22 protein-coding genes are annotated in these 19280 nt (G+C 61.8%); 7 read left to right on the top strand and 15 right to left on the bottom strand.

Going from position 1 to position 19280, the window contains the following annotated elements; all coding sequences use genetic code 11:
* Positions 1-414, bottom strand: a complete 414-nt coding sequence (locus tag KFF05_14295) for a VOC family protein (GenBank protein ID UTW51082.1) — start codon at positions 412-414, stop codon at positions 1-3.
* A gap of 383 nt (positions 415-797) precedes the next feature.
* Here KFF05_14295 and KFF05_14290 point away from each other — a divergent pair, with 383 nt between their 5' ends.
* Positions 798-1991, top strand: coding sequence for an acyl-CoA/acyl-ACP dehydrogenase (locus KFF05_14290; protein UTW51081.1), 1194 nt, complete (start codon positions 798-800; stop codon positions 1989-1991).
* A 3-nt stretch (positions 1992-1994) separates the two neighbouring features.
* On the top strand, positions 1995-3518 hold the full coding sequence (locus KFF05_14285; protein ID UTW51080.1) for a PAS domain S-box protein: 1524 nt from the start codon (positions 1995-1997) through the stop codon (positions 3516-3518).
* Positions 3519-3552: 34 nt separating this feature from the next.
* On the opposite strand, the gene KFF05_14280 is transcribed toward KFF05_14285, so the two are convergent.
* The 7 genes from KFF05_14280 to KFF05_14250 all read right to left on the bottom strand — a co-directional run bounded on the left by KFF05_14280 (position 3553) and on the right by KFF05_14250 (position 9922).
* Positions 3553-4191: an aldolase gene (locus KFF05_14280; GenBank protein UTW51079.1), complete on the bottom strand. Its 639-nt coding sequence runs from the start codon at positions 4189-4191 to the stop codon at positions 3553-3555.
* Positions 4188-5489 carry a four-carbon acid sugar kinase family protein gene (locus KFF05_14275; protein ID UTW51078.1) on the bottom strand — a complete coding sequence of 434 codons (1302 nt, stop codon included), beginning with the start codon at positions 5487-5489 and terminating at the stop codon, positions 4188-4190. The genes KFF05_14280 and KFF05_14275 overlap by 4 nt, the downstream gene beginning before the upstream one ends.
* Positions 5490-5585: 96 nt before the next feature.
* The gene (locus KFF05_14270; GenBank protein UTW51077.1) at positions 5586-5933 is read right to left on the bottom strand and encodes a response regulator; all 348 of its coding nucleotides are present in this window, start codon (positions 5931-5933) and stop codon (positions 5586-5588) included.
* Between the two features lie 77 nt (positions 5934-6010).
* The gene (locus KFF05_14265; GenBank protein ID UTW51076.1) at positions 6011-7336 is read right to left on the bottom strand and encodes an MFS transporter; all 1326 of its coding nucleotides are present in this window, start codon (positions 7334-7336) and stop codon (positions 6011-6013) included.
* Positions 7337-7338: 2 nt separating this feature from the next.
* Positions 7339-7692 (bottom strand): hypothetical protein, encoded by a 354-nt coding sequence (locus KFF05_14260; GenBank protein ID UTW51075.1) that lies wholly within the window; start codon positions 7690-7692, stop codon positions 7339-7341.
* Positions 7689-8642: a phosphotransferase family protein gene (locus tag KFF05_14255; GenBank protein UTW53727.1), complete on the bottom strand. Its 954-nt coding sequence runs from the start codon at positions 8640-8642 to the stop codon at positions 7689-7691. The genes KFF05_14260 and KFF05_14255 overlap by 4 nt, the downstream gene beginning before the upstream one ends.
* A gap of 80 nt (positions 8643-8722) precedes the next feature.
* Positions 8723-9922, bottom strand: a complete 1200-nt coding sequence (locus KFF05_14250; GenBank protein ID UTW51074.1) for an acyl-CoA dehydrogenase family protein — start codon at positions 9920-9922, stop codon at positions 8723-8725.
* 221 nt (positions 9923-10143) lie between these two features.
* Between KFF05_14250 and KFF05_14245 the strand changes: the two genes are divergently transcribed.
* On the top strand, positions 10144-10464 hold the full coding sequence (locus KFF05_14245; protein ID UTW51073.1) for a PilZ domain-containing protein: 321 nt from the start codon (positions 10144-10146) through the stop codon (positions 10462-10464).
* Positions 10465-10489: 25 nt separating this feature from the next.
* Here KFF05_14245 and KFF05_14240 read toward each other — a convergent pair whose 3' ends face one another.
* The 4 genes from KFF05_14240 to KFF05_14225 all read right to left on the bottom strand — a co-directional run bounded on the left by KFF05_14240 (position 10490) and on the right by KFF05_14225 (position 13837).
* On the bottom strand, positions 10490-11266 hold the full coding sequence (locus KFF05_14240) for a glucose 1-dehydrogenase (GenBank protein UTW51072.1): 777 nt from the start codon (positions 11264-11266) through the stop codon (positions 10490-10492).
* Positions 11263-12933, bottom strand: coding sequence for an acyl-CoA synthetase (locus tag KFF05_14235; GenBank protein ID UTW51071.1), 1671 nt, complete (start codon positions 12931-12933; stop codon positions 11263-11265). Before KFF05_14235 ends, KFF05_14240 begins: the two co-directional genes overlap by 4 nt.
* Positions 12934-13039: 106 nt before the next feature.
* On the bottom strand, positions 13040-13519 hold the full coding sequence (locus KFF05_14230) for a hypothetical protein (protein ID UTW51070.1): 480 nt from the start codon (positions 13517-13519) through the stop codon (positions 13040-13042).
* A 93-nt stretch (positions 13520-13612) separates the two neighbouring features.
* Positions 13613-13837, bottom strand: coding sequence for a hypothetical protein (locus KFF05_14225; protein ID UTW51069.1), 225 nt, complete (start codon positions 13835-13837; stop codon positions 13613-13615).
* Positions 13838-14163: 326 nt separating this feature from the next.
* Between KFF05_14225 and KFF05_14220 the strand changes: the two genes are divergently transcribed.
* A complete protein-coding gene (locus tag KFF05_14220) occupies positions 14164-15072 on the top strand; it encodes an EamA family transporter (protein UTW51068.1) in 909 nt (302 codons plus the stop codon).
* Between the two features lie 21 nt (positions 15073-15093).
* On the opposite strand, the gene KFF05_14215 is transcribed toward KFF05_14220, so the two are convergent.
* Positions 15094-15501, bottom strand: a complete 408-nt coding sequence (locus KFF05_14215) for a hypothetical protein (GenBank protein ID UTW51067.1) — start codon at positions 15499-15501, stop codon at positions 15094-15096.
* A gap of 208 nt (positions 15502-15709) precedes the next feature.
* Here KFF05_14215 and KFF05_14210 point away from each other — a divergent pair, with 208 nt between their 5' ends.
* Entirely contained in the window at positions 15710-16183 is a 474-nt protein-coding gene (locus KFF05_14210) for a histone H1-like repetitive region-containing protein (GenBank protein UTW51066.1), read from the top strand.
* A 95-nt stretch (positions 16184-16278) separates the two neighbouring features.
* On the opposite strand, the gene KFF05_14205 is transcribed toward KFF05_14210, so the two are convergent.
* Entirely contained in the window at positions 16279-16941 is a 663-nt protein-coding gene (locus KFF05_14205; GenBank protein UTW51065.1) for a histidine phosphatase family protein, read from the bottom strand.
* Positions 16938-17753, bottom strand: a complete 816-nt coding sequence (kdsB, locus tag KFF05_14200) for a 3-deoxy-manno-octulosonate cytidylyltransferase (protein UTW51064.1) — start codon at positions 17751-17753, stop codon at positions 16938-16940. Before kdsB ends, KFF05_14205 begins: the two co-directional genes overlap by 4 nt.
* A 224-nt stretch (positions 17754-17977) precedes the next feature.
* On the opposite strand from kdsB, the gene KFF05_14195 reads away from it, so the two are divergent.
* Together KFF05_14195 and KFF05_14190 are read left to right on the top strand one after the other, a co-directional pair.
* Positions 17978-18415, top strand: a complete 438-nt coding sequence (locus KFF05_14195; GenBank protein UTW51063.1) for a hypothetical protein — start codon at positions 17978-17980, stop codon at positions 18413-18415.
* A 160-nt stretch (positions 18416-18575) separates the two neighbouring features.
* On the top strand, positions 18576-19280 hold the full coding sequence (locus KFF05_14190) for an SDR family NAD(P)-dependent oxidoreductase (protein ID UTW51062.1): 705 nt from the start codon (positions 18576-18578) through the stop codon (positions 19278-19280).

The raw sequence follows: 19280 nt of genomic DNA, 5'->3' as shown, positions 1-19280 counted from the left end.
TTATTGAGGCGGGGCGAAGAATTCGAAACGCAGCCCGCCCGGAATGATGCAAAGAAAATGCCGCGCCGGGGATTGCGGCCGCACCGGGCAGGGCGCGCACTCGGTCTCGACACCGGGCCAGGTGCTGACCCGTTCGTAAACGGCGTCCAGCGCCGCGAAATCCGCGACCTTCAGGGCCAGGTGATGCAGGCCGATGTTCTTCCGGCGGTCGAAGGGGGTGGCGGTGTCCGGATTTTCCGCCCGCCACAGGGTCAGCATGATTGTGCCGTCCGAAACGAACACCGCCGGATAATCGGGAACCTCCCCCACCTGTTGAAAGCCGAGCGCTTCTTCAAAGAAAGCCTTGGTCTGGTCGAGGTCGGGAACGGTCAGGCCGATGTGATGGGCGCCGAGGGTGAGCGGGGGCGTGGTCATGGTCGTGCTCCAATTACAATGTTGATAGACAGAACAGTCTATATATTTCATGAGATGGAAATTACGGCAACCGTCTTGCCGCCCGGATTGTGAATTTTGATGCCTTGGCCGAATTGGGCCGTGCCAGGACGGAAAGTGTGCTTTCATATCCGTCCTGGGCAGAAGCCGGATTGGCAGGGCAAATAAGCCCACGCGCATAAGTATACTATCCTTAAGGCGTGTATAATATGGCATGAAGTTTGCGTCGTTAGCGTTGCTAAAGGGGGCCTGAACCCTGCCGGTTGTGTCGTGTCTTCTGGATGAAGATGTAATGCAGACATTGCTCGGGCGGGGTTGGTGAAACCGATAAATAATCGCCAAATCAGGCGATTGGAGGAGAACGAATGGCTAATGAAGCCGCACAAGTTCTCTCATCGGACCGCACGTCCTTGAGTGATGTACTCGCCGTTACGAAACGCATCGCCGAAGGCGTGGTTCGAGAGAATGCGACGCAAATTGACAAGGATTGCTCCTGGCCGGAAGCAGGACTGAGAGCCCTGCAAGCTGCCGGATTGGGTGGATTGGTGGTTGACCGTAAATTCGGCGGTCTGGGCCACGGCCTGACGGCACTGGCAAAGGTCTGCGAAACCCTCGGGCGGGAATGCGCATCGACGGCGATCTGCTTCGGTATGCATTGCGTTGGTTCGTCTGTGATCGCGGCCCGTGCAACGGATTACCACGTGCAGGCATTCCTGCGCCCGATCTGTGATGGTGAGCATCTAACGACACTGGCGTTAAGCGAAGCCGGGACCGGATCGCATTTCTACTTTCCGCAGACCCGCCTGACTCATATGGATGAGGCGACGCTTCGCATCGACGGGAGTAAACATTTCGTAACCAATGGATCGCACGTCGATTCATACGTCGTATCCGTCATGAACCATGACCCCGAAGGACTGGTGCAGTTCTCTTGCACGGTTCTTCCCGACGGGACTGAGGGCATGACATGGCATGACCCCTGGGAAGGCTTCGGCATGCGTGGCAACGATTCCCGCACGCTTGAACTGAACAGCGTCCATTTAGACGCACGTAACCTGCTGGGATCTGAGGGCGATCAGATCTGGTACATGTTCAATGTCGTTGCGCCGTACTTTCTGGCGGCCATGTCGGGGACATATTTGGGTGTTGCTGCCGATGCCCTTGAAATCGTGCGGGCGCATTTGATTGCGCGGGAGTTCAAACACGACGGTCGCCGTTTGTCCGATTCATCTGTCTTGCAACAGCGCCTTGGCACGCTTTGGGCCAAGACCGAAGCCGTGCGTCAACTTCTGTACAACGGGGCGCGGTTGTTTGATTCGGGCGATGAGAATGCGGTTATACACATTCTGTCATCGAAGGCGGAAGTCGCCGATGTTGCAACGCATGTCGTCAACGAGTCGATGACCATGATGGGGGGAAGCGCCTATCGGGATGGTGATCGGTTGCAACGGCATTTGCGCGATGTACGCGCGGCGCATGTGATGGCGCCGACGACCGACCTGTTGCGCATTTGGACGGGCCGAAAGCTCCTGGGGAGCGCATTGTTCGGTGATGAGTAGCACATGATGAACGCGCAAGTGCTCTATCAACTCGACGATCAACCATTCTTGGACCGCCTGATCGGCTCCATGGGCGATGGATTCTCTTTTCATGCATGGGCTGGGGCGGTCGACGACATCTGTCAGGACAATGGCGAAGAGTGGCCAAGATTGCTTTTGTTGGGCGCGGGAGATCGTGATCCTGTCGGAACAGCCGTTGGATTGCGTTACTCGGGCGCCAAATTGCCGATCGTCATATTGAATGATGCTTTCAGCGCTGGCGGCCAGGAGCAGTCTCAAAAGTTTCAGGACCTGCCAGTCAGCGATACAGCCGTACTCTCAACAGCCGACCCGAAGGCCGTTGCGGATCATATTCGTGAGCGCATTCACATTCTGCAATGCCGCCGCGCAGCCATTGGGTCGCTCCGCCACGCCGAACAGGACTTGCCGAACCGACACAGCTTTCAGGATGCCCATCATTCGTTTCTCGACGACCTGCTGGAGCATGCGCCGATTGGAATTCTGCTGATCAGTGATCAGGGAATGGTCCATTCGATCAACAGGTTCGGATTGGAGATGCTCGGTTTGGATGAGCGGGACCTTACCCGACGCCATATTCGTGATGTGCTGCCTGGCTGTAATCTGGATGGCGGCGCCGTTGCGGACCCGAGCCAGAGGCATTCGGTGCAGCCCATGGTGCGGGAATTGACGATCGGCGCCTATCCAGAAAGCACTCGGCACCTGTCCGTACGGATCGTACCGGCGGCGACCACGGCTGGCGGCGCGCCTGAATTCATGGCTTTGGTGTCGGATGTAACCAGCGAAGTTCGTGCCCGCGAAATCGCGCAAAAAGCAAGCGATCAGAAATCATGGTTGGTCGAATTCATGAGCCATGAATTGCGAACACCGCTCAATGCCATTCTGGGATTCGCCCAATTGCTCACGATTAACGGGGGCAATGGCCTGGACGATAAGCAGGAGAAATACATCGAGAACATGATCAAGGCCGGAAACCATCAGTTGAATCTGATCAACCATGTCCTTGAACAATCCCGCAGCGATGACGGCGCCTTCAATCTTAGAGTTACCCCGATTTCTGTGCTTGAGCTCGTTACCGAAAGTGTTTCATTGGTCGACATGCTGGCCCACCAACGCGACATCACGATTTTCGTGGACGATGTCGCGGCGAACCTGACGGTCAACGGTGATGATTTCCGCGTCAAGCAATGCCTGCTGAATCTTTTAGGGAATGCGATCAAGTATAACCGAGCCGGGGGCCGGATCATGATCGGGGCCCGCAGAGTTGGTGACGGATTCATCCGAATTTGGGTCAAGGACACGGGAACTGGGGTCGCCGAATCTCATTTGGAGGAAGTGTTTACCCGTTATCACCGTACAAGCGACGCCTTATCCTCGAGGGTCGAAGGGGATGGTATCGGCCTCGCGCTCTGTAAGCAGTTGATCGAGTTGATGAACGGCCAGATCGGTGTGGACAGTGTTCTGGGAGACGGCAGCACGTTCTGGTTTGAATTGCCGGCAGTGAAGTAGCCGGTCACGGTGGAATCCAGTCTGTCCCGACAGGTCAACCTGGAAAGCGCGCCTTCAATTCGGCGACCTGTTCCGGCGAAAGGAACGTGGTGTCGAGCCCGCGCAGCATGAGGTAGAGCCGCGCCGTTTCCTCAAGTTCTTCCGTCGCGTAGACCGCATCAGCCAGCGTCTTGCCGGCGACCACGGGCCCGTGGTTGGCAAGCAATACCGCGTGGTGGTCCGACGCCATTTCCTTGACGGCCTTGGCCAGGTCAACGCTGCCTGGCGGAAAGAACGGGATCAGCGGCAGGGTGCCGACCTTCATCACGTAATAGGCGGTGATCGGCGGCAGCACGTTCTTCGGGTTCACTTCCTTCAAACAACTGACGGCGACCGAATGGGTCGAATGCAGGTGCACGATGGCCTTGGCCGTGGCGCGCTGATCGTAGACGGCCATGTGCAGGAAGGTCTCGATGGTCGGCTTGTCGCCACTGACGTGATTGCCGTCCTTGTCGAGCTTGGAAATGCGTTCCGGGTCAAGCCGTCCCAGGCAGGATCCGGACGGCGTCATCAGCCAGCCGCCGTCTTCCGTCCGCACGCTGATGTTGCCGGACGATGCATAGGTCATGCCCCGGTCGAACAGGGATTTTCCAAGAAGAGCAATCTCGTCGCGCTGTTTGTTTTCCGGGGTCATGCGGCGGCCTTTTCGTCGAGCATGGCCAGCGCTTTTTCGAAAAAGTCCTCGGCCCCGAAGTTGCCGGACTTGAGGGTGAGCGCCAGGGGCGCCTCGCCGCCAGCGCCTAGGGACAGGCTTTCCGTCCAGGGCACGCCCGGGTCGATTTCCGGGCCGATGCGCATGGCCTGTACGCCCAGCGCCTGAACCACGGCGCCCGACGTTTCACCGCCGGCGACGACGAAGCGCCGCACGCCGCCGTCGCGCAGGTTGCGCGCCAGCCGTCCGAAGAACCGTTCGACCGTATCACCCGCCTGACCGCGGCCCATTTCCGACTGCACCTTCAGCACCGTATCCGGGTCAGCGGTGGAATAGATCAGCTGCGGTCCGGTATTGAGGCCGGCCAATATCTTGTCGGCCAACACGCGCGCCGCCTCGACCACGTCGCCGAGGGCCAGGGGATCGACCTGATGGGTCGGCCACAGCTTTTTCGCCCGCGCGACCTGCGCACGGGTGGCTTGTGAGCAGCTTCCGGCAATGACCACGGCGGGGCCGGTGACATTCGGTAATTGCGCCTTGGCGGCGGCCCCCAACAGGCCCTGGCGGCGATAGTTTTCCGGCAGGCCAAGCGCAATGCCCGAGCCGCCGGTGACCAACGGGTGATCGGCCACGGCCTGGCCGATCACGCCCAGATCGGCGTCGTCCAGGGCATCGACGATGGCATAACGGTTGCCGTTCTTTTTCAGGGACGCGAAGGCGGCTTTTACCTCGGCCGGGCCTTTGCGCACGGTCTTGTGTTCGACCAGGCCGACCATCTCGTCCGTCTGCCGGGACAGCACGCGGACAAGATTGGCGTCGCGCATGGGGGTCAGGGGGTGATCCTTGAGGCTCGATTCAGACAACAGCACGTCGTTCACGAACAGATAGCCCTTGTAGATCGTCCGCCCGGTGGTCGGAAAGGCCGGGCAGGCGATGGCGAAATCGGCGTCGAGCGCGTCCAGCAGGGCGTCGGCGACCGGGCCGATATTGCCGATGTCCGTGGAATCGAAGGTCGAACAGTACTTGAAGAAGATCTGCCGGGTACCCAGACCCTTGAGCCAGGCCAGGGCGGCGAGCGATTCGGTGACGGCTTCGTGCACCGGGCAGGTGCGTGATTTCAAGGCCACGACCACGGCTTCCGCATCGCCCAGATCCTTCAGGCTGGCGCCCGAGGGCACGCCGTTGACCTGGACCGTGCGCATGCCGTTCTTGACCAGGGTGTTGGCAAGGTCCGTGGCGCCGGTGAAATCGTCGGCAATGCATCCCAATACGATGGACATGGGGGTGGCGTCTCCTCGGTGGCGGTCGCTGCCCGGTGGGCGCGGCTGTTTTTGTCTCTGAAGTTATATAACGCCTAAATTCGCGAAACGCACGGTCTAGGCGGCGGGACCAAGCAGGTCCAGCAACTGGCGCAGGCGAAACGGTTTCAGCAGCGTATGATCGGCGCCAAGCCGGGCCGCGTCCTTGAGATACATGGCCTTGGCTGACATGGCGATCACGGGCAGGCCGGGCCGGGTCGCCTTTGCTTTCAGGATGAACTCGATACCTTCGCCGTCGGCCATGACAATGTCGGTGACGGCGGTGTCGACGGCCTCGCGCGCGACGATCTCAAGCGCCGCATGACCGCCCGACGCGGCCAGTACGCGAAACCCGGCATCTTCCAGGGTTTCGCACAGCGTCCCGCGCAGGTCCGCGTCATCATCGACCAGCAGAATTGTCGTCATGGCTGGATTATCGTTGTTGGCCGGTGGGCCGTGAAATCACAGCCCATCACATTATGTTGTCTGTGCAGCCTGCGGCATCATTCCTGGACGTTGGCCATCGTCATGGCCAGGCCCGCGCCCAACAGGGCGAGCACTGACAGCGTTCCGATCGCCGCCGTGATGCTGATCCCCATCAAGGCCCCCGTCAGCGCGCCGGTTCCCAGCAACAGTATGCCGATCACGGTGTTGCTCAGCGCGACGTACTCGGCCTTGCGGTCACCGCCCGCAAGGTCGACGACGTGGGTTTTGCGCCCGATGCGTACGCCGGCATGGGCGACGCCCAGCACGAATAGAATGGCAGCGTAAAAGATGATTGAGCCGGCAATGCCGGGCATATGCGTCAGGGCCAGCAGCGCCACGGGGCCGAGCGCGCCCGCGATCGTCGCCGCCAGGGCCATTGTGGCGCGGGAGGAACGATCGGAGAGAATGCCCCAGAACGACGAACTAAGCGCTGCGGACAGACCCGAAGCGATGATCAGCCAGCCCAAGCCATCAAGCCCCAGGCCCGTTTGCTGCTGTGCCAGGGTCACGTAAAGCGGGCCCACCAACGCTGTCGAAATCATCAAGGCCCGGGTCGCCAGAAACCGCTGCAACTGCCGGTCCTTGGCCAGGATCGAGACCTGTTCGCGCACCAGATCGTTGATGCCGCGCCCGCCGCTAACGGCGCCGGGATGCTCGACAATCCGAAGATAGACCGCCGCCGCGACGAACCAGCAGATTCCGGCACCGGCGACAAGGGCATAGAGCAGCCAGTCAGGCCGGGTCGCGGCGGGGCTCAGCATCAGGTAGGTGCCCACGGCCCCGGCAGCGAGCCCGGCAATCGTGGCGGCATGTCCGCTGACGCGCCCGCGACGGCCCTTGGACACGGTCTTGCCCAGAACGTCCTTGGCGGCGATGGACGCGACGCCGCGCGCCAGACTGAACAGCACCACCAGCGTGGTCACCGTCCATCCCGCCGCCATGCCCTCCAGACCCGCAACGGCCGCGCCGGCCATGGCCAGGATGCATGCCCCCTGCGCGATCGAGGCGACGGCCCAGAACGCCTTGCGCCGGGGGAACTGGCGGATGACGCCGCCGACCAGTATTTGCGGCATCAACGCCAGCGATTCCCGGATCGGAACAAGCAGTCCCGCGAAGGCGGCGGGCGCGCCCATCGTGCCTAAAAGCCAGGGCAGGACGACCTTGGTGTCGGCCAAAGCGTCGCCGGTCTTGCTGAGGGCCTGGGCCGCCGTCTGGGCAAGAAAATTGACGGGTTGTTCGCGGCATTGTTCTTCCGGGATGTCACGGCACAGACGGGCGTCCTCGTCGCCGGTCGCGAGATCGTAGAACTGACCGGTCAGCCTGCCATCGTGAACCTCCGACATGATCAGCCGGTTTCTTTAAGCCGCGCCAGATAGCGGGGGTTGCTCTCACCCAATTCCGCCTGCGTGACGGCGGTCAAATGGGCATGGGTGCCCTGGGGGGCATTGCCGTCGCGGATGGCTTGGGCGAGGGCACGATTGAGGTCTTGAAGGCTGCCGTCCGCACCCAGAAGTGCCTTGAGGGCCGCCGTCTCGGCCCGTTCCGGCGCATCCCCGGCGGCGGCCTGACGCGCGGCGATGGCACGGGCGTTGCGGATCATCGCCGCGACGTATTTGGCATTGCCGGCATCGGGGGCGGCGCCGGCCTCCGTGGCGTCGGCGATCATGGTCAGGGCGGGGCCGCTTGGGTTTTTTCTCATGTGCCTTCTCCCGTCATGGCGAGAATTTCCGCCTCGAGTTCCGGCACCACATGGGCGGTCAGCGCCAGTTCGAGGGACGGCTCCTCGCCCGATACATGCCGCCAGGCCTGCTGCAGGGCGATCACCGCCCAGCGCACATGGGCCATGACCTCCCAATAGGTGACGGTGGCGGGGTCGACCGTGCGGCCCGAGGCGTCTTCATAACCCGCGAGGAAGGCGTCCCGCGGGCCCAGGCCGCCGGCTTCTTCCTCCCAGCGCCCGAAGCGCCAGCATTTGGCGAGGAACCAGCCGATATCCTCCAGCGGATCGGACCAGCCGGCAAATTCCCAATCCAGGGTCGCGGACAGGGTGCCGCCTGTTTCTTCATGTGCAATCATCAGGTTGCCGATGCGGTAGTCGCGGTGGCACAGCACGATGGCGCTGGGATCGGGGGCATGATCGGAAAGCCAGGCCAAGCCCCATTCGACGGCGGGATGGGGGTCGGGCAGGGCATCCAGATAGGCACGGTACTGTGCCACGGCGGCGCGGGCTGGGTCCTTGGGCAGTGGGCCGAGAAAGGCCAGGTCGGCGCCCTGCGGCGTGATGCTGTGAATGCGCGCCAGGTTGGCGCCGATGGCGTAGACCAGATCCGCGCTGGGCGCTTCCTTGACCAGCCGGCTGCCCCGGGCCTCGCCCATCACCCGATGCATGAGAAAGAACGGCACCCCCAGAATGTCCAGGTCCTCGCACAGAACGCAAGGGGCCGGCACGGCGACCCCGGCCATGTGTGCGGCCTTCAACAGTGCGAATTCCTCGGCCCGGGAATGGCTGGTGGCGACGGCGGAGGCCGCGTCCCGGCGCAGGACAAGATCGTGACGGCCGGGCCAGGGACCGCCGGCGACGTCGATTTCCAGCCGATGGTTTTCCTGGATCGCCCCGCCGGACAGACGTTCCGTCGCCAAAATGCGCATCGCCGCCCCGGCCTGCTCCGCGAGCCAGTCTGTCAGACGGGCGCGCTCATCGGATGTCAGGTTTCCGGCCACGGGCAGCCTCAGCCCCAGTGCCAGTAATCAAGGCCCTGTTCGCGGAACTGGCCGGCCAGAACCATCTTGTGAACCTCGGAAGCACCATCGACCAGGCGCGCCTGGCGGGCGTAGCGGTAGATCCATTCCAGAACCGTGTCCTTGGAATAGCCACGGGCGCCGCACAACTGCACGGCCGTATCGACGCATTTGTGCAGGGTGTCGGCGACCTGGACCTTGGCGGTCGAAACCTCGGCCCGGGCCCGGCTGCCCTGGTCGAGGGTCCAGGCAGCATGCATGGTCAACAGGCGGCCGATCTGGATTTCCTTGGCCGCGTCGCCCAAAAGCAACTGCACGCTTTCCCGGTCGGCCAGGCGGGTGCCGAAGGCTTCCCGTTCGGAGATGTATTCATCGGCGATTTCCAGCGACCGTTTGGCCAGACCCAGCCAGCGCATGCAATGGGTCAGTCGCGCGGTGCCAAGCCTGATCTGTACGCATTTCATGCCTTCGCCGACGCCCATCAGTCGGTTTTCGTCGGGGATTTCCAGGCCGTCGAAGGTCAGTTCGCAATGGCCGCCGTGTTCTTCCGGCCCCATGATCGGGATGCGGCGCACGATTTCCCAGCCCGGCTGATCCTTGTGGAACAGGAAGGCGGTCAGGTTGCGCCGCGCGTCGTCGGACGTGCGTGCCAGCAGAATGAAATGGTCGGCCACGCCGGCCCCGGTGATGAACCATTTGCGGCCGTGGACGACCCATGTGTCGCCTTTCTTTTCCGCCCGCGTGCGCATCATGCCCGACGGGTCGGACCCGGCGCCCGGTGCCGGTTCCGTCATGATGATCGAGGACCGCACGGCGCCGTCGATGATCGGCTGCAACCATTGTTCCTTCTGCGCGTCCGTTGCGACCTTGTTGAGGACGAACATGTTGCCGTCGTCGGGGGCGGCGGCGTTGAACACCACGGGCCCGAAGATGGAACGGTTCATTTCCTCGTAGCACGCAGCCATGCCGACCGTGTCGAAGCCACGTCCGCCGCGCGCCGTCGGCATGGAAAGCGCCCAAAGCCCTTCGCTTTTCGCCTTGGCGCGCAGCTCGTCCAGCAGATCCAGGCGAATGTTCTCGTGGTCGTCGAAACTGGTCGGGTCGGCTTCCAGCGGAAGGATGTGGTCGGCGACGAATCGGCGGATGGCCTGCCGGGTTTCGTCCACTTCCAGGGTCAGATTGAAATCCATGAAGGCGGGTTCCTGTCTTTCTGCGTCGTTGGCCGGGTCATTTTCACCAGGCGGCGGGCCGCGAGACTATCAGATTTGCCGGAAAAATTGGAAATGGGGCATGAATTCTTGTCTGATTTTTAATCTTGTCAGGGAAAGATCAGGGTTGTGGCCTAAATTTCTCCCGTCTTAAAAGAAAACAGCTTTTGAGGGCGGGGTCTTTGTTGCCAAGGATGACCGCCATGGACTTGAACGAACAACAAGACGCACGCAGAAGCCCCCGTTCCGTCGTGTACGGGGACGTGGAAGTCAACGGCGGCAGCCCTTACCGGGGCGGAAAGCTGTATGACATGTCCGTCGGTGGGGCGGCGATTGTCTATCCCGAAGGCAGTGAACCTCAGGACGGCCCGGTTCAGGTCGATGACGAGATTCTGCTGATCATTCGTGGCCGTGCCCATGTGCCGGGCCGTGTCGCCCGCGTATTCGACGGGGGATTCGCCGTGCAATTCGATTGGTCCCTGGATATTGCCGACGACCGTTTTTCGAATTCCCGAGACAGTTGAGCCCTTTATCAAGGGCGAAAAGTCCTTAAAGCGTATTGACCAAATGGCCGCCGTCGACGGCGACGACTTCGCCGGTCATGAAATCCGACGCGTCCGAGGCCAACAGTAATAGGGCGCCTTCCAGGTCTTCCGGCTTGCCGAAGCGGCGTTGGGGAATGCGTTTCATGAGGGTCTGGCCGCCTTCGCTTTCCAGGAAATCCCGGTTCAGATCCGTCTCGATGTAGCGGGGGGCGATGGCGTTAACCCGGATTTTATGCCGCGCCCATTCCAGGGCCAGCGACTTGGTCATCTGCACAATTCCCGCCTTGGACACCGCATAAGGCATGACGCCGCCCGCCTGACGCAGGCCCAGGACCGAGGCGACGTTGACGATGGTGCCGGGCCTGCCGGCGGCGATCATGTCATTAGCGGCACGCTGGGCGACGGTCCAGGCGCCGGTCAGGTTTGTTGCCATGATTTGATTCCAAGTCGCGGGATCCAGGTCGATGGCACGGTCCGTGGAAGCAAGGCCCGCGTTGTTAATCAGGATCGTGACCTGGCCAAGCGCCCGGTCGGCGGTCTCGAACGCGTCGGCGACGGACTCCCGATCGGTCACGTCCATTTCGACGGCCAGCGCCTGTCCGCCGGCGGCGGTGATCGTATCGACCGTTTCAGCAAGTTTCTCGCGTCGCCGGGCACAGCAGGCGACAGCGGCGCCGTGGGCGGCCAGAACTTCGGCAAAACGGCGGCCCAGGCCGGAGGACGCCCCGGTGACCAGCGCCACCCGATCTGCCAGCAGGTCATCGCGGAAGAAGCGGCTCATGATTTGGTCTCCTGGTCGGTGTCGTTGGCGCGGTCGCGCAGCACGAACTTCTGAATCTTGCCCGTCGATGTCTTGGGCAGAGGGGTGAACACGACATGGCGCGGTGCCTTGTAGTGGGCCATGTTGGCCCGGCACCAGTCGATGATGGCCGCGGCATCAATGCGGCCTTCGGCTCCTGGTTTCAGGGTGACGAAGGCGCAAGGCGTTTCCCCCCATTTGGCGTCGGTCTTGGCGACGACGGCGGCTTCCATCACGTCAGGATGGCGATAGAGACATTCCTCGACCTCCAACGACGAAATATTCTCGCCGCCCGAGATGATGACGTCTTTCGACCGGTCCTTGATTTCCACATAGCCGTCGGGATGCATCACGGCGAGGTCGCCCGTATGGAACCAGCCGCCCCGGAACGCGGCCTCCGTCGCTTGCGGGTTCTTCAGGTAGCCCTTCATGATGGTGTTTCCGCGCAGCATGATTTCACCCATGGTTTGGCCGTCGCTGGGCACGGGTTCCATGGTCTCCGGGTTCATCACGGTCTGGCCCGCCACGGTGGGGTAGCGCACGCCGGCGCGGCTGATCTTCTGCGCCTGGGCGTCGGGGTCAAGGTCGCCCCAATCGTCCTGCCAGGCGCAATAGGTCGAGGGGCCGTAGGATTCCGTCAGCCCGTACAGATGGGTCACGCGGAAGCCCATTTTTTCCATACCCGATATCACCGCCGAGGGTAGGGCGGCGCCGCCGGTGAATACCTCGACCTTTTGGTCGAAGGTGGTCTTCACCGCGTCCGGCGCATGGATCAGCATGTTGAGGACGATCGGCGCGCCGCACATGTGGGTGACGCGATGTTTGGCGATCATGGGAAAGATCAGGGCCGGATCGACCCGGCGCAGGCAGATATGTGTGCCCGCAGCGGCGGTGATCGACCAGGGGTAGCTCCAGCCGTTGCAGTGGAACATGGGCAGGGTCCACAGATAGCGCGACTGGCGGTCGAGGCGCGAAACCAGGGCGCCGCCCATGGCGGTCACAAAGGCGCCTCGATGGTGATAGACGACACCTTTCGGATTTCCCGTGGTGCCGGAGGTGTAGTTGAGCGAGATCGCCTGCCATTCGTCTTCCGGCGGCAGGACCGGGAATTCGGGGTCGCCCGTCAACAGAAAGGCTTCGTAGTCCATGTCGCCCAGGTGCTCGCCCCGGGTGCCGCCCTGGGCTTCCGTTTCCGGGTCGTCGATGTCGATGACGGGGATTTTCCGCCCGAGCCTGGCGAGGGCGTCCTTGATGACCGGGGCGTGTTCCCGGTCGGTGATCAGCAATTTGCTTTCCGCATGATCCAGGATGAAGGCGATTGTCGGCGCATCGAGCCGGGTGTTCAGCGCGTTCAGCACGGCGCCCGCCATGGGAATGCCGAAATGCGCTTCCAGTAGCTCCGGCGTGTTGGCGCCCATGACGGATACCGCGTCGCCTGGGCCGATGCCGCGCGCCGCCAGTGCTCCCGCCAGTCGCCGGCAACGGACCAACATGTCGCCGTAAGAGATGGTCCGCGCGCCGTGGATGGCGGCCGGTTGATCGGGATAAACGGATGCCGCCCAGGTCAAAAAGCTCAGCGGTGTTTGCGGCTGATGGTTGGCCGGGGTGGGGCCCAGGTCCGTCTCGAAGATGTTGTTCGCCCTGCTCACGGGTGAGGTGCCCCCCCGTTTGTTCACTGTTGTTGGCACGATTGTCGGCCCAACAGATACCACCGGGCCGCCGCCCCGCAAAGGGGGTGGCCTGACGCGTGGTGCTTCAGGGGGCGTTGTTGCAGGTCGATTGCGGCGGAAATTGCCCAGCTTCGACCTTATCGACAATCACGCTCTGGATCAGCTTTCCGCCGAGGGCAAGATTGAAACGGCGGCGCAGATGTTCGGGCAGGGTCTTGGTCAGATCGGCCCGCAGGGCCTCGACTTCGGCATAGCGAATGGTAACGTCGTTGGTGACGGTCGAAATCAGGCGCGGCGCCAGGCGACAGACCAGATCCTTTTCTTTTAGGCCCGGGACCGTGACTGATACGGACAGCATAACGATGTCGCCGGTTCCTCGCTTGTATTTCAGGCTGTAGCCGCCCAGGCGCACAGGGATCGCCTGAATGCGCAGGGTCTGGGGCCGGTTGAGTTCCTCGTCATGCAGCACCATCTTCTGGTCGGCCATCAATCCAGTCAGCAATACAGCGCCCAGAACGGTTCCGGTAACGCCGCCGGCGACGGCGAGGCTTTTGTAGAAATTCACGTGTAGACATCCTCGATCGTACCCTCCCTTCCCTCAAAGGTATCTGGTTGGATCGGCGATGAAATAGGGGGGGGATCGGCGTTAATTGGTCTGTTAGCGATAAAGTCCTTTGGCGTTAATGGCGTCCACGACATAGGACAAATCCGTCATCCCGCGCAGCAGGGTCTGGGCGCGGTCGGGCGGCACGTGGATCAGGCTGTCGTTCGGATCGCTGGCATGGAAGGTATCCATTGCAACGCGATAACGACTGCGCTGGGTGATGATGAAAAGGTATGGATCCGTTTTCGACCGCAAGACAATCAGATCAGAGTCGGCCACGGCATTTCCTTTTTCTCAAGGCATTGCCGCGATGGTCAGCGGGTGGCGCCAAGGATGGTGTTATGGGCGAAGGCGAATGCAGCGTCGATTGCCTGCCGGTTTGCTCTGCGCGAATACGGCGTTACGTATTCAGACGCACTGGCACTAATTAATCGCAATATGCGAGTGCTTTATCAACATTTTTATATGCAAAAAAATATAAAATAATTATGACGTCATCACGGCGCCCACATCAATGGCCGGCCCTGGCGGTAAAATTGCATTTCCCGGTGGAGACGAACACGGTATGGATGACACTCCCACCCCCGCGAAGGCCCCCCCAACACATGGAACTCTGGATACCGATCACCGTCCTGGCGGCATTTCTTCAGAATGCGCGTTCGGCGTTGCAGAGGCATTTGAAAGGGCGCCTGTCGACGCTCGGCGCGGCCTATGTCCGCTTTCTTTACGCCATGCCTTTTGCGCTGGTCTACCTGTGGGGGCTGCACGAGATCGCCGGCAAGGACCTGCCCGTATTCAACACCACCTTTCTGATGTACTGCGTCTTGGGCGGTGCCAGCCAGATCGCCTTCACCGTGCTGTTGTTGTATCTGTTTCAATTCCGCAACTTCGCCGTGGGGACAACCTTTTCCAAGACCGAAGTGTTTCAGGTCGCGGTCCTGGGGTTTCTTATTCTTGGTGACAAGGTGACCACCGCCGCCGCCGCCGCCATCGCGCTGGCAGGCGTCGGCGTCGTCGTGCTGTCGGCGGGTCAGTCGAAGGTGTCGCTGAAGGCGCTGATATCCGGAGTGACGGAAAGGGCGACGGTGATCGGGCTTGTCTGCGGCGCTTTCTTGGGGGCGTCGGTGGTGTTCTTCCGGGGGGCGGCGCTGTCGCTGAAATGGGACGACCTGACAATGACGGTTGCCTATACGGTGGCGGTGTCGTTGGTCATCCAGACATTTGCCATGGGTGCCTATCTGGCGTGGAAAGAGGCGCCGACCCTGAAGGCCGTGTTCGTCCATTGGAAATGGTCGGCGGCGGTGGGGATGGTCGGCCTGGCGGGGTCCATTGCCTGGTGCTTCGCCTTTACCATGCAGAACGCGGCCTACGTCCGCGCCTTGGGACAGATCGAACTGGTCTTCACCTTCGCGGCGTCGATTTTCTTTTTCAAAGAAAAGGTGACGCGCCTTGAAGTGATCGGCATCGCCTTGATCATTTTGGCGATCCTGTTGCTGATTCTCAGCCGGGCATGAGTGCCTCGGCGCCGTCGGCGCCTAGTGGAATTCTTCGATCTTCATCTTGATCAGAAGTTTGCCCTTCTCGTCGACGCTTTCCATCAGGCGCGCGGTGAAGGACACCTTGGCGCCGGTCTTGGCGGTCTCTAAATCATCGACGCCGATGTTGACGAACAGCTCCGGTCCCGGCGCGCCGTCCATGTCGATCAGCATGCCGGCGGCCGGCGCGTAATCGTCTTCGTGCCATCGGCGGGTTTCCGTGACCGTGCCGGTCCATTTCACCAGCTTGTTATCAAGGCCCTTCACATAGGCTTTGAAGCTGTCGGCACCCTTCGCCAATTCCTGCGCGGCTTGATCGAAGGTCAGATTGCTCGGCTCTTTCTTGCCGCATGCGGCAAGCCCGAAAGCAGTTGCCGTTGCGAGGGCAATAACGAGTGACTTGTGCATGAATGCTCTTCCCCATTGTCCAGTTTCGGCATGTCGATTCGCGCGGAAGTCGCGCCGCTTGATAAGCGAGTTAGAACGCAAAATCTAGCATTTTGGCTGCCTGAATAAATGGTACATGGATCGTAAAGGATAAAAATGTCATATTTACTAGTGGCGCGGCCCGCGAATACTCGGGCCGCATTTGTTCAACGATTAAGGGGGGCATGCAATGGCCGGACCTCAGAAAACAGTTTCGAAAAAGCCTGCGGCGAAGAAGTCGGCGGCCAAGCCCGCGACGGCCAAAAAGCCCGCTGCGAAAAAGGTTGCTAAAAAGCCTGCGGTGAAGAAGGCGGCTGCCAAGAAGCCTGCGGTGAAGAAAGCTACTGCCAAGAAACCTGCGGTGAAGAAGGTTGCGGCCAAGAAGGCGGCTGCCAAGAAGCCCGCGGTGAAGAAGGCGGCTGCCAAGAAGCCTGCGGCGAAGAAGGCGGCTGCCAAGAAGCCCGCGGCGAAGAAAGCGGCTGCCAAGAAGCCCGCGGTGAAGAAGGCGGCTGCCAAGAAGCCCGCGGCAAAGAAAGCGGCTGCCAAGAAGCCTGCGGTGAAGAAGGCGGCTGCTAAGAAGCCCGCGGTGAAGAAGGCGGCCGCCAAGAAGCCTGCGGTGAAGAAAGCCGCTGCCAAAAAGTCTACAGCAAAGAAAAAGAAATAGGTATGCCTAGCGCGTCCGGCCCTTTTAAAGGGTCGGATGGTGCCGCCGCCCGAACTGTTTCTGGGGCCGCGGATACGCGGCCCTTCTCCATTGCGTCAGATTGCGCCGGGCAGTCGCATGCCCGCCTTGACGTTCCAGAACAGGACGTGGGTCTCGCCGTCCGAAACGTCGAGCAACGACGCGGCCCCCGTCGCCATCTTGGCCTTGCCCGCCACCTGATGGCCGGCGAGGCCGTCCGGGGTGAACTCCAGGAAATAACGCAGGATACCGTTGGACGAACAGACCAGCGCTGTTTCATCCGCGCCCAGGCGCGCTGTTAATTCTGCCGTCAGATTGCGGAGGTTGCGCGTCACCGTTTCGGCGCCGGGCATCCATTTGACGGTTTCCGTTGGCCAGCGGCTATCTTTTTCCCAGGCGTCGAGTTCGCGCGCCGCCACCGGGCCGAAGCGGGCGACGATGTCGCCGTCGCTCATCCCGCCCCAGGCACCGTAATCGATTTCCATCAACCGCGGGTCGATCTCGGCCGCGCCCGGCGCAGCAAGATCCGCCATGACAATCTCCGTATGCCGGCGGGTGCGTTTGAGCGGTCCACAGACGAACAGATCGGGGCGGATGGCAGAAGCTTTCAATTGAGCGGCCAGCGCATGGGCCTGGTCCTCGCCGGCGGCGGTCAGGGGCAGGTCCTCGTTGGCGCCGACGCGGACCGGCGTCTCACCCGTTTCGAAAGTATTGCCGTGGCGGACCAGCAGAAGCTTCATGAACGGACGGTGCCCGTGCCGTCATAGGCGGTCAGTAGTTCGCCTTCGCGGGCGATCAGGTCTTCGGCGGCAGTCAGATCGGCGGGGCTATCGACAGACCAATGTGTGCGCCCGGCGTAATCCACGGGCACGACGCGGATGGGGATTCCGTTTTCCAGGGCGCGCAGTTGTTCCAGGCCCTCGGTTTTTTCCAATGTACTTTCCGGCAGGTCGACGAGCCCGGCCAACGTCTCGCGCCGATAGCCATAGATACCGACATGGCGGTAAACCGGGGCGGCTGCGGCGCGGCGGAAAGGGATGATCGCCTTGGAAAAATAGAGCGCGTTCGAGCGGTTATCCAAGACAACGGTCGTGCCGCTGGCCGGGCTTTCTTTTTTGTGGGCTTCAAGGGCGGCCAACTGCGTATCGTTGAGCGCCACGGCAGGGGTGGCGATGCGGGCCTCCGGGTCGGCAAAGGCGCCTGCGACGGCGGCGATCACCCAGGGTGGGGTCAGAACTGCGTCGCCTTGCAGGTTGATGATCACGTCCGGCGGCGTATCCATGGCCTGAGCAGCAGCATGGGCGCGCTCCGTGCCGTTGCGGCAGCCTTCCGGCGTCATCACCGCTTCGGCACCGAACGCGGCGGCGGCCTCGGCAATGCGTGCGTCGTCGGTGGCGATGCAGACGCTGTCCACATCCTTGGCCGCGCGAGCAAGCGCCCAGACCCGCTGCACCATGGAAACCCCGGCCACGAGGGCCAGTGGTTTGCCGGGAAAGCGGGTCGAGCCCCAACGGGCGGGAATGACGACGACGGTCCTGAGACCCTGAGACATGGGGTTTCTCCTCGGCCTCTTTTCTAAGTCAGGGCATCGCTGCAAACAACAGCGGACAGCGTCCTGCCGTGCCAGGTGGCTTGAAAGATAAAATTTGAAGGAAATTTTATTAAAATAAAATCAAAATATAATTCAAAATTATAAACAAATAATACAATTGATAGATGCATAGACGAAAGTAATAATAATTGAAATATTGCGCGGTTGCGCAGTCGGGGTGGAGCATGCGAACTCTAAAAAATCTTGTCGCCGACGCGATTGAAGAAATCCGCGATGCCCTGTTTCGAGACCGGGACATGCTCCCGGCGCCCGCAGCCCGCGCAGCCGCAATCGACGGCCATCGAATTTTCGCACCCGTCATCACCGATGACGCCGGTTCCGGCGCCCGCGCTGACGCGGCAGGCGATGCGACGCTCGCTCTTCGCTCATCCAACGAAGAGCCCCGGCCTGGGGACTGCAGTCTGCTCCCCGGCACTGCCCTCTCCGGGCCGGGAACCCATCCTTCGCGTCTAGGCCAGGCTCCGGAAGCCGACGTGTTCATAGAGACGGACACAACCCAGGGCATTCTGGGTGATGTCGATTGGGACGTACTGGCGGGCGGCGACGCCACCGTACGCATCCTGGGCGATGATGGTCAACTGATCGACCGGGCGCGCGGCTGATCGCTGCGCGGCCTTTGCGATACGGCCATTCCCGCCTTCACGCTTCACTTCTCATGTTCGTTGTTGAAACCGGCGGCCTGACTGTCTGACCCGTGCAGGCTGGACGCTGCCCGGGGGCAAGGGTAAAGGTTGAAGGGGGTTATTAGAAAGGGACGCGGTCATGACGGACAAGAAACGCGCGCTTATCGTCGGTGCCGGGGCGGGGCTCAGCGCCGCTGTGGCGCGGCAATTGGCGGCGGACGGCTGGCAGGTCTGTTTGAGCGCGCGGAATACGGACAAGCTGGCGGGGCTTTGTGACGAGATCGGGGCGACGGCTCATGCCTGCGACGCCACGGACCCGGGCCAGGTTGCGGCCCTGTTCGCGACCCTTGATGAAAACGGCGGCGCCCCGGCCTTTGTTCTGTACAACGCCTCGCGCCGCGCCCCCGGGGCACTGACCGATTTGAATCCGGCCGAGGTCAAGACAGCCATCGAGATTTCCGCCTTCGGTGGCTTCCTGGTCGCCCAGCAGGCGGCACAGCGCATGTTGCCAGCGGGGGGCGGCGCGATCTTCTTCACCGGCGCCTCGGCCAGCGTGAAGGGCTATCCCCGGTCGTCCAGTTTCGCCATGGGCAAGTTCGCCCTGCGCGGCTTGACGCAGAGCCTGGCCCGCGAGCTGCACCCCCAGGGCATCCATATCGCGCATTTCGTGATCGACGGCGGCATCGCCGCCGACCATCGTGAGGGGCGGCAGAACACGGCCGACCAGCCGGACAAATGGCTGGAGCCCGACGCCATCGCCGAAACCTACATGGCGATCCTGAAACAGCCCCGTTCGGCTTGGACCTGGGAAGTCGAAATCCGACCCTGGGTCGAGACCTTCTAG

It is taken from the genome of bacterium SCSIO 12827, from assembly GCA_024397995.1.
In the GTDB taxonomy this organism is placed as follows: Bacteria; Pseudomonadota; Alphaproteobacteria; order Rhodospirillales; family Casp-alpha2; genus UBA1479.
The sequence above is the reverse complement of the archived record's forward strand: the minus strand, read 5'-3'. Positions and strand labels throughout refer to the sequence as shown.

Bases quoted from the DNA above. Each gene is read 5' to 3' on its own strand.
- KFF05_14295 (UTW51082.1), bottom strand. From the start codon at position 414: ATGACCACGCCCCCGCTCACCCTCGGCGCCCATCACATCGGCCTGACC.
- KFF05_14290 (UTW51081.1), top strand. From the start codon at position 798: ATGGCTAATGAAGCCGCACAAGTTCTCTCATCGGACCGCACGTCCTTG.
- KFF05_14285 (UTW51080.1), top strand. From the start codon at position 1,995: ATGATGAACGCGCAAGTGCTCTATCAACTCGACGATCAACCATTCTTG.
- KFF05_14280 (UTW51079.1), bottom strand. From the start codon at position 4,191: ATGACCCCGGAAAACAAACAGCGCGACGAGATTGCTCTTCTTGGAAAA.
- KFF05_14275 (UTW51078.1), bottom strand. From the start codon at position 5,489: ATGTCCATCGTATTGGGATGCATTGCCGACGATTTCACCGGCGCCACG.
- KFF05_14270 (UTW51077.1), bottom strand. From the start codon at position 5,933: ATGACGACAATTCTGCTGGTCGATGATGACGCGGACCTGCGCGGGACG.
- KFF05_14265 (UTW51076.1), bottom strand. From the start codon at position 7,336: ATGTCGGAGGTTCACGATGGCAGGCTGACCGGTCAGTTCTACGATCTC.
- KFF05_14260 (UTW51075.1), bottom strand. From the start codon at position 7,692: ATGAGAAAAAACCCAAGCGGCCCCGCCCTGACCATGATCGCCGACGCC.
- KFF05_14255 (UTW53727.1), bottom strand. From the start codon at position 8,642: ATGCGCATTTTGGCGACGGAACGTCTGTCCGGCGGGGCGATCCAGGAA.
- KFF05_14250 (UTW51074.1), bottom strand. From the start codon at position 9,922: ATGGATTTCAATCTGACCCTGGAAGTGGACGAAACCCGGCAGGCCATC.
- KFF05_14245 (UTW51073.1), top strand. From the start codon at position 10,144: ATGGACTTGAACGAACAACAAGACGCACGCAGAAGCCCCCGTTCCGTC.
- KFF05_14240 (UTW51072.1), bottom strand. From the start codon at position 11,266: ATGAGCCGCTTCTTCCGCGATGACCTGCTGGCAGATCGGGTGGCGCTG.
- KFF05_14220 (UTW51068.1), top strand. From the start codon at position 14,164: ATGGAACTCTGGATACCGATCACCGTCCTGGCGGCATTTCTTCAGAAT.
- KFF05_14215 (UTW51067.1), bottom strand. From the start codon at position 15,501: ATGCACAAGTCACTCGTTATTGCCCTCGCAACGGCAACTGCTTTCGGG.
- KFF05_14210 (UTW51066.1), top strand. From the start codon at position 15,710: ATGGCCGGACCTCAGAAAACAGTTTCGAAAAAGCCTGCGGCGAAGAAG.
- KFF05_14205 (UTW51065.1), bottom strand. From the start codon at position 16,941: ATGAAGCTTCTGCTGGTCCGCCACGGCAATACTTTCGAAACGGGTGAG.
- kdsB (UTW51064.1), bottom strand. From the start codon at position 17,753: ATGTCTCAGGGTCTCAGGACCGTCGTCGTCATTCCCGCCCGTTGGGGC.
- KFF05_14195 (UTW51063.1), top strand. From the start codon at position 17,978: ATGCGAACTCTAAAAAATCTTGTCGCCGACGCGATTGAAGAAATCCGC.
- KFF05_14190 (UTW51062.1), top strand. From the start codon at position 18,576: ATGACGGACAAGAAACGCGCGCTTATCGTCGGTGCCGGGGCGGGGCTC.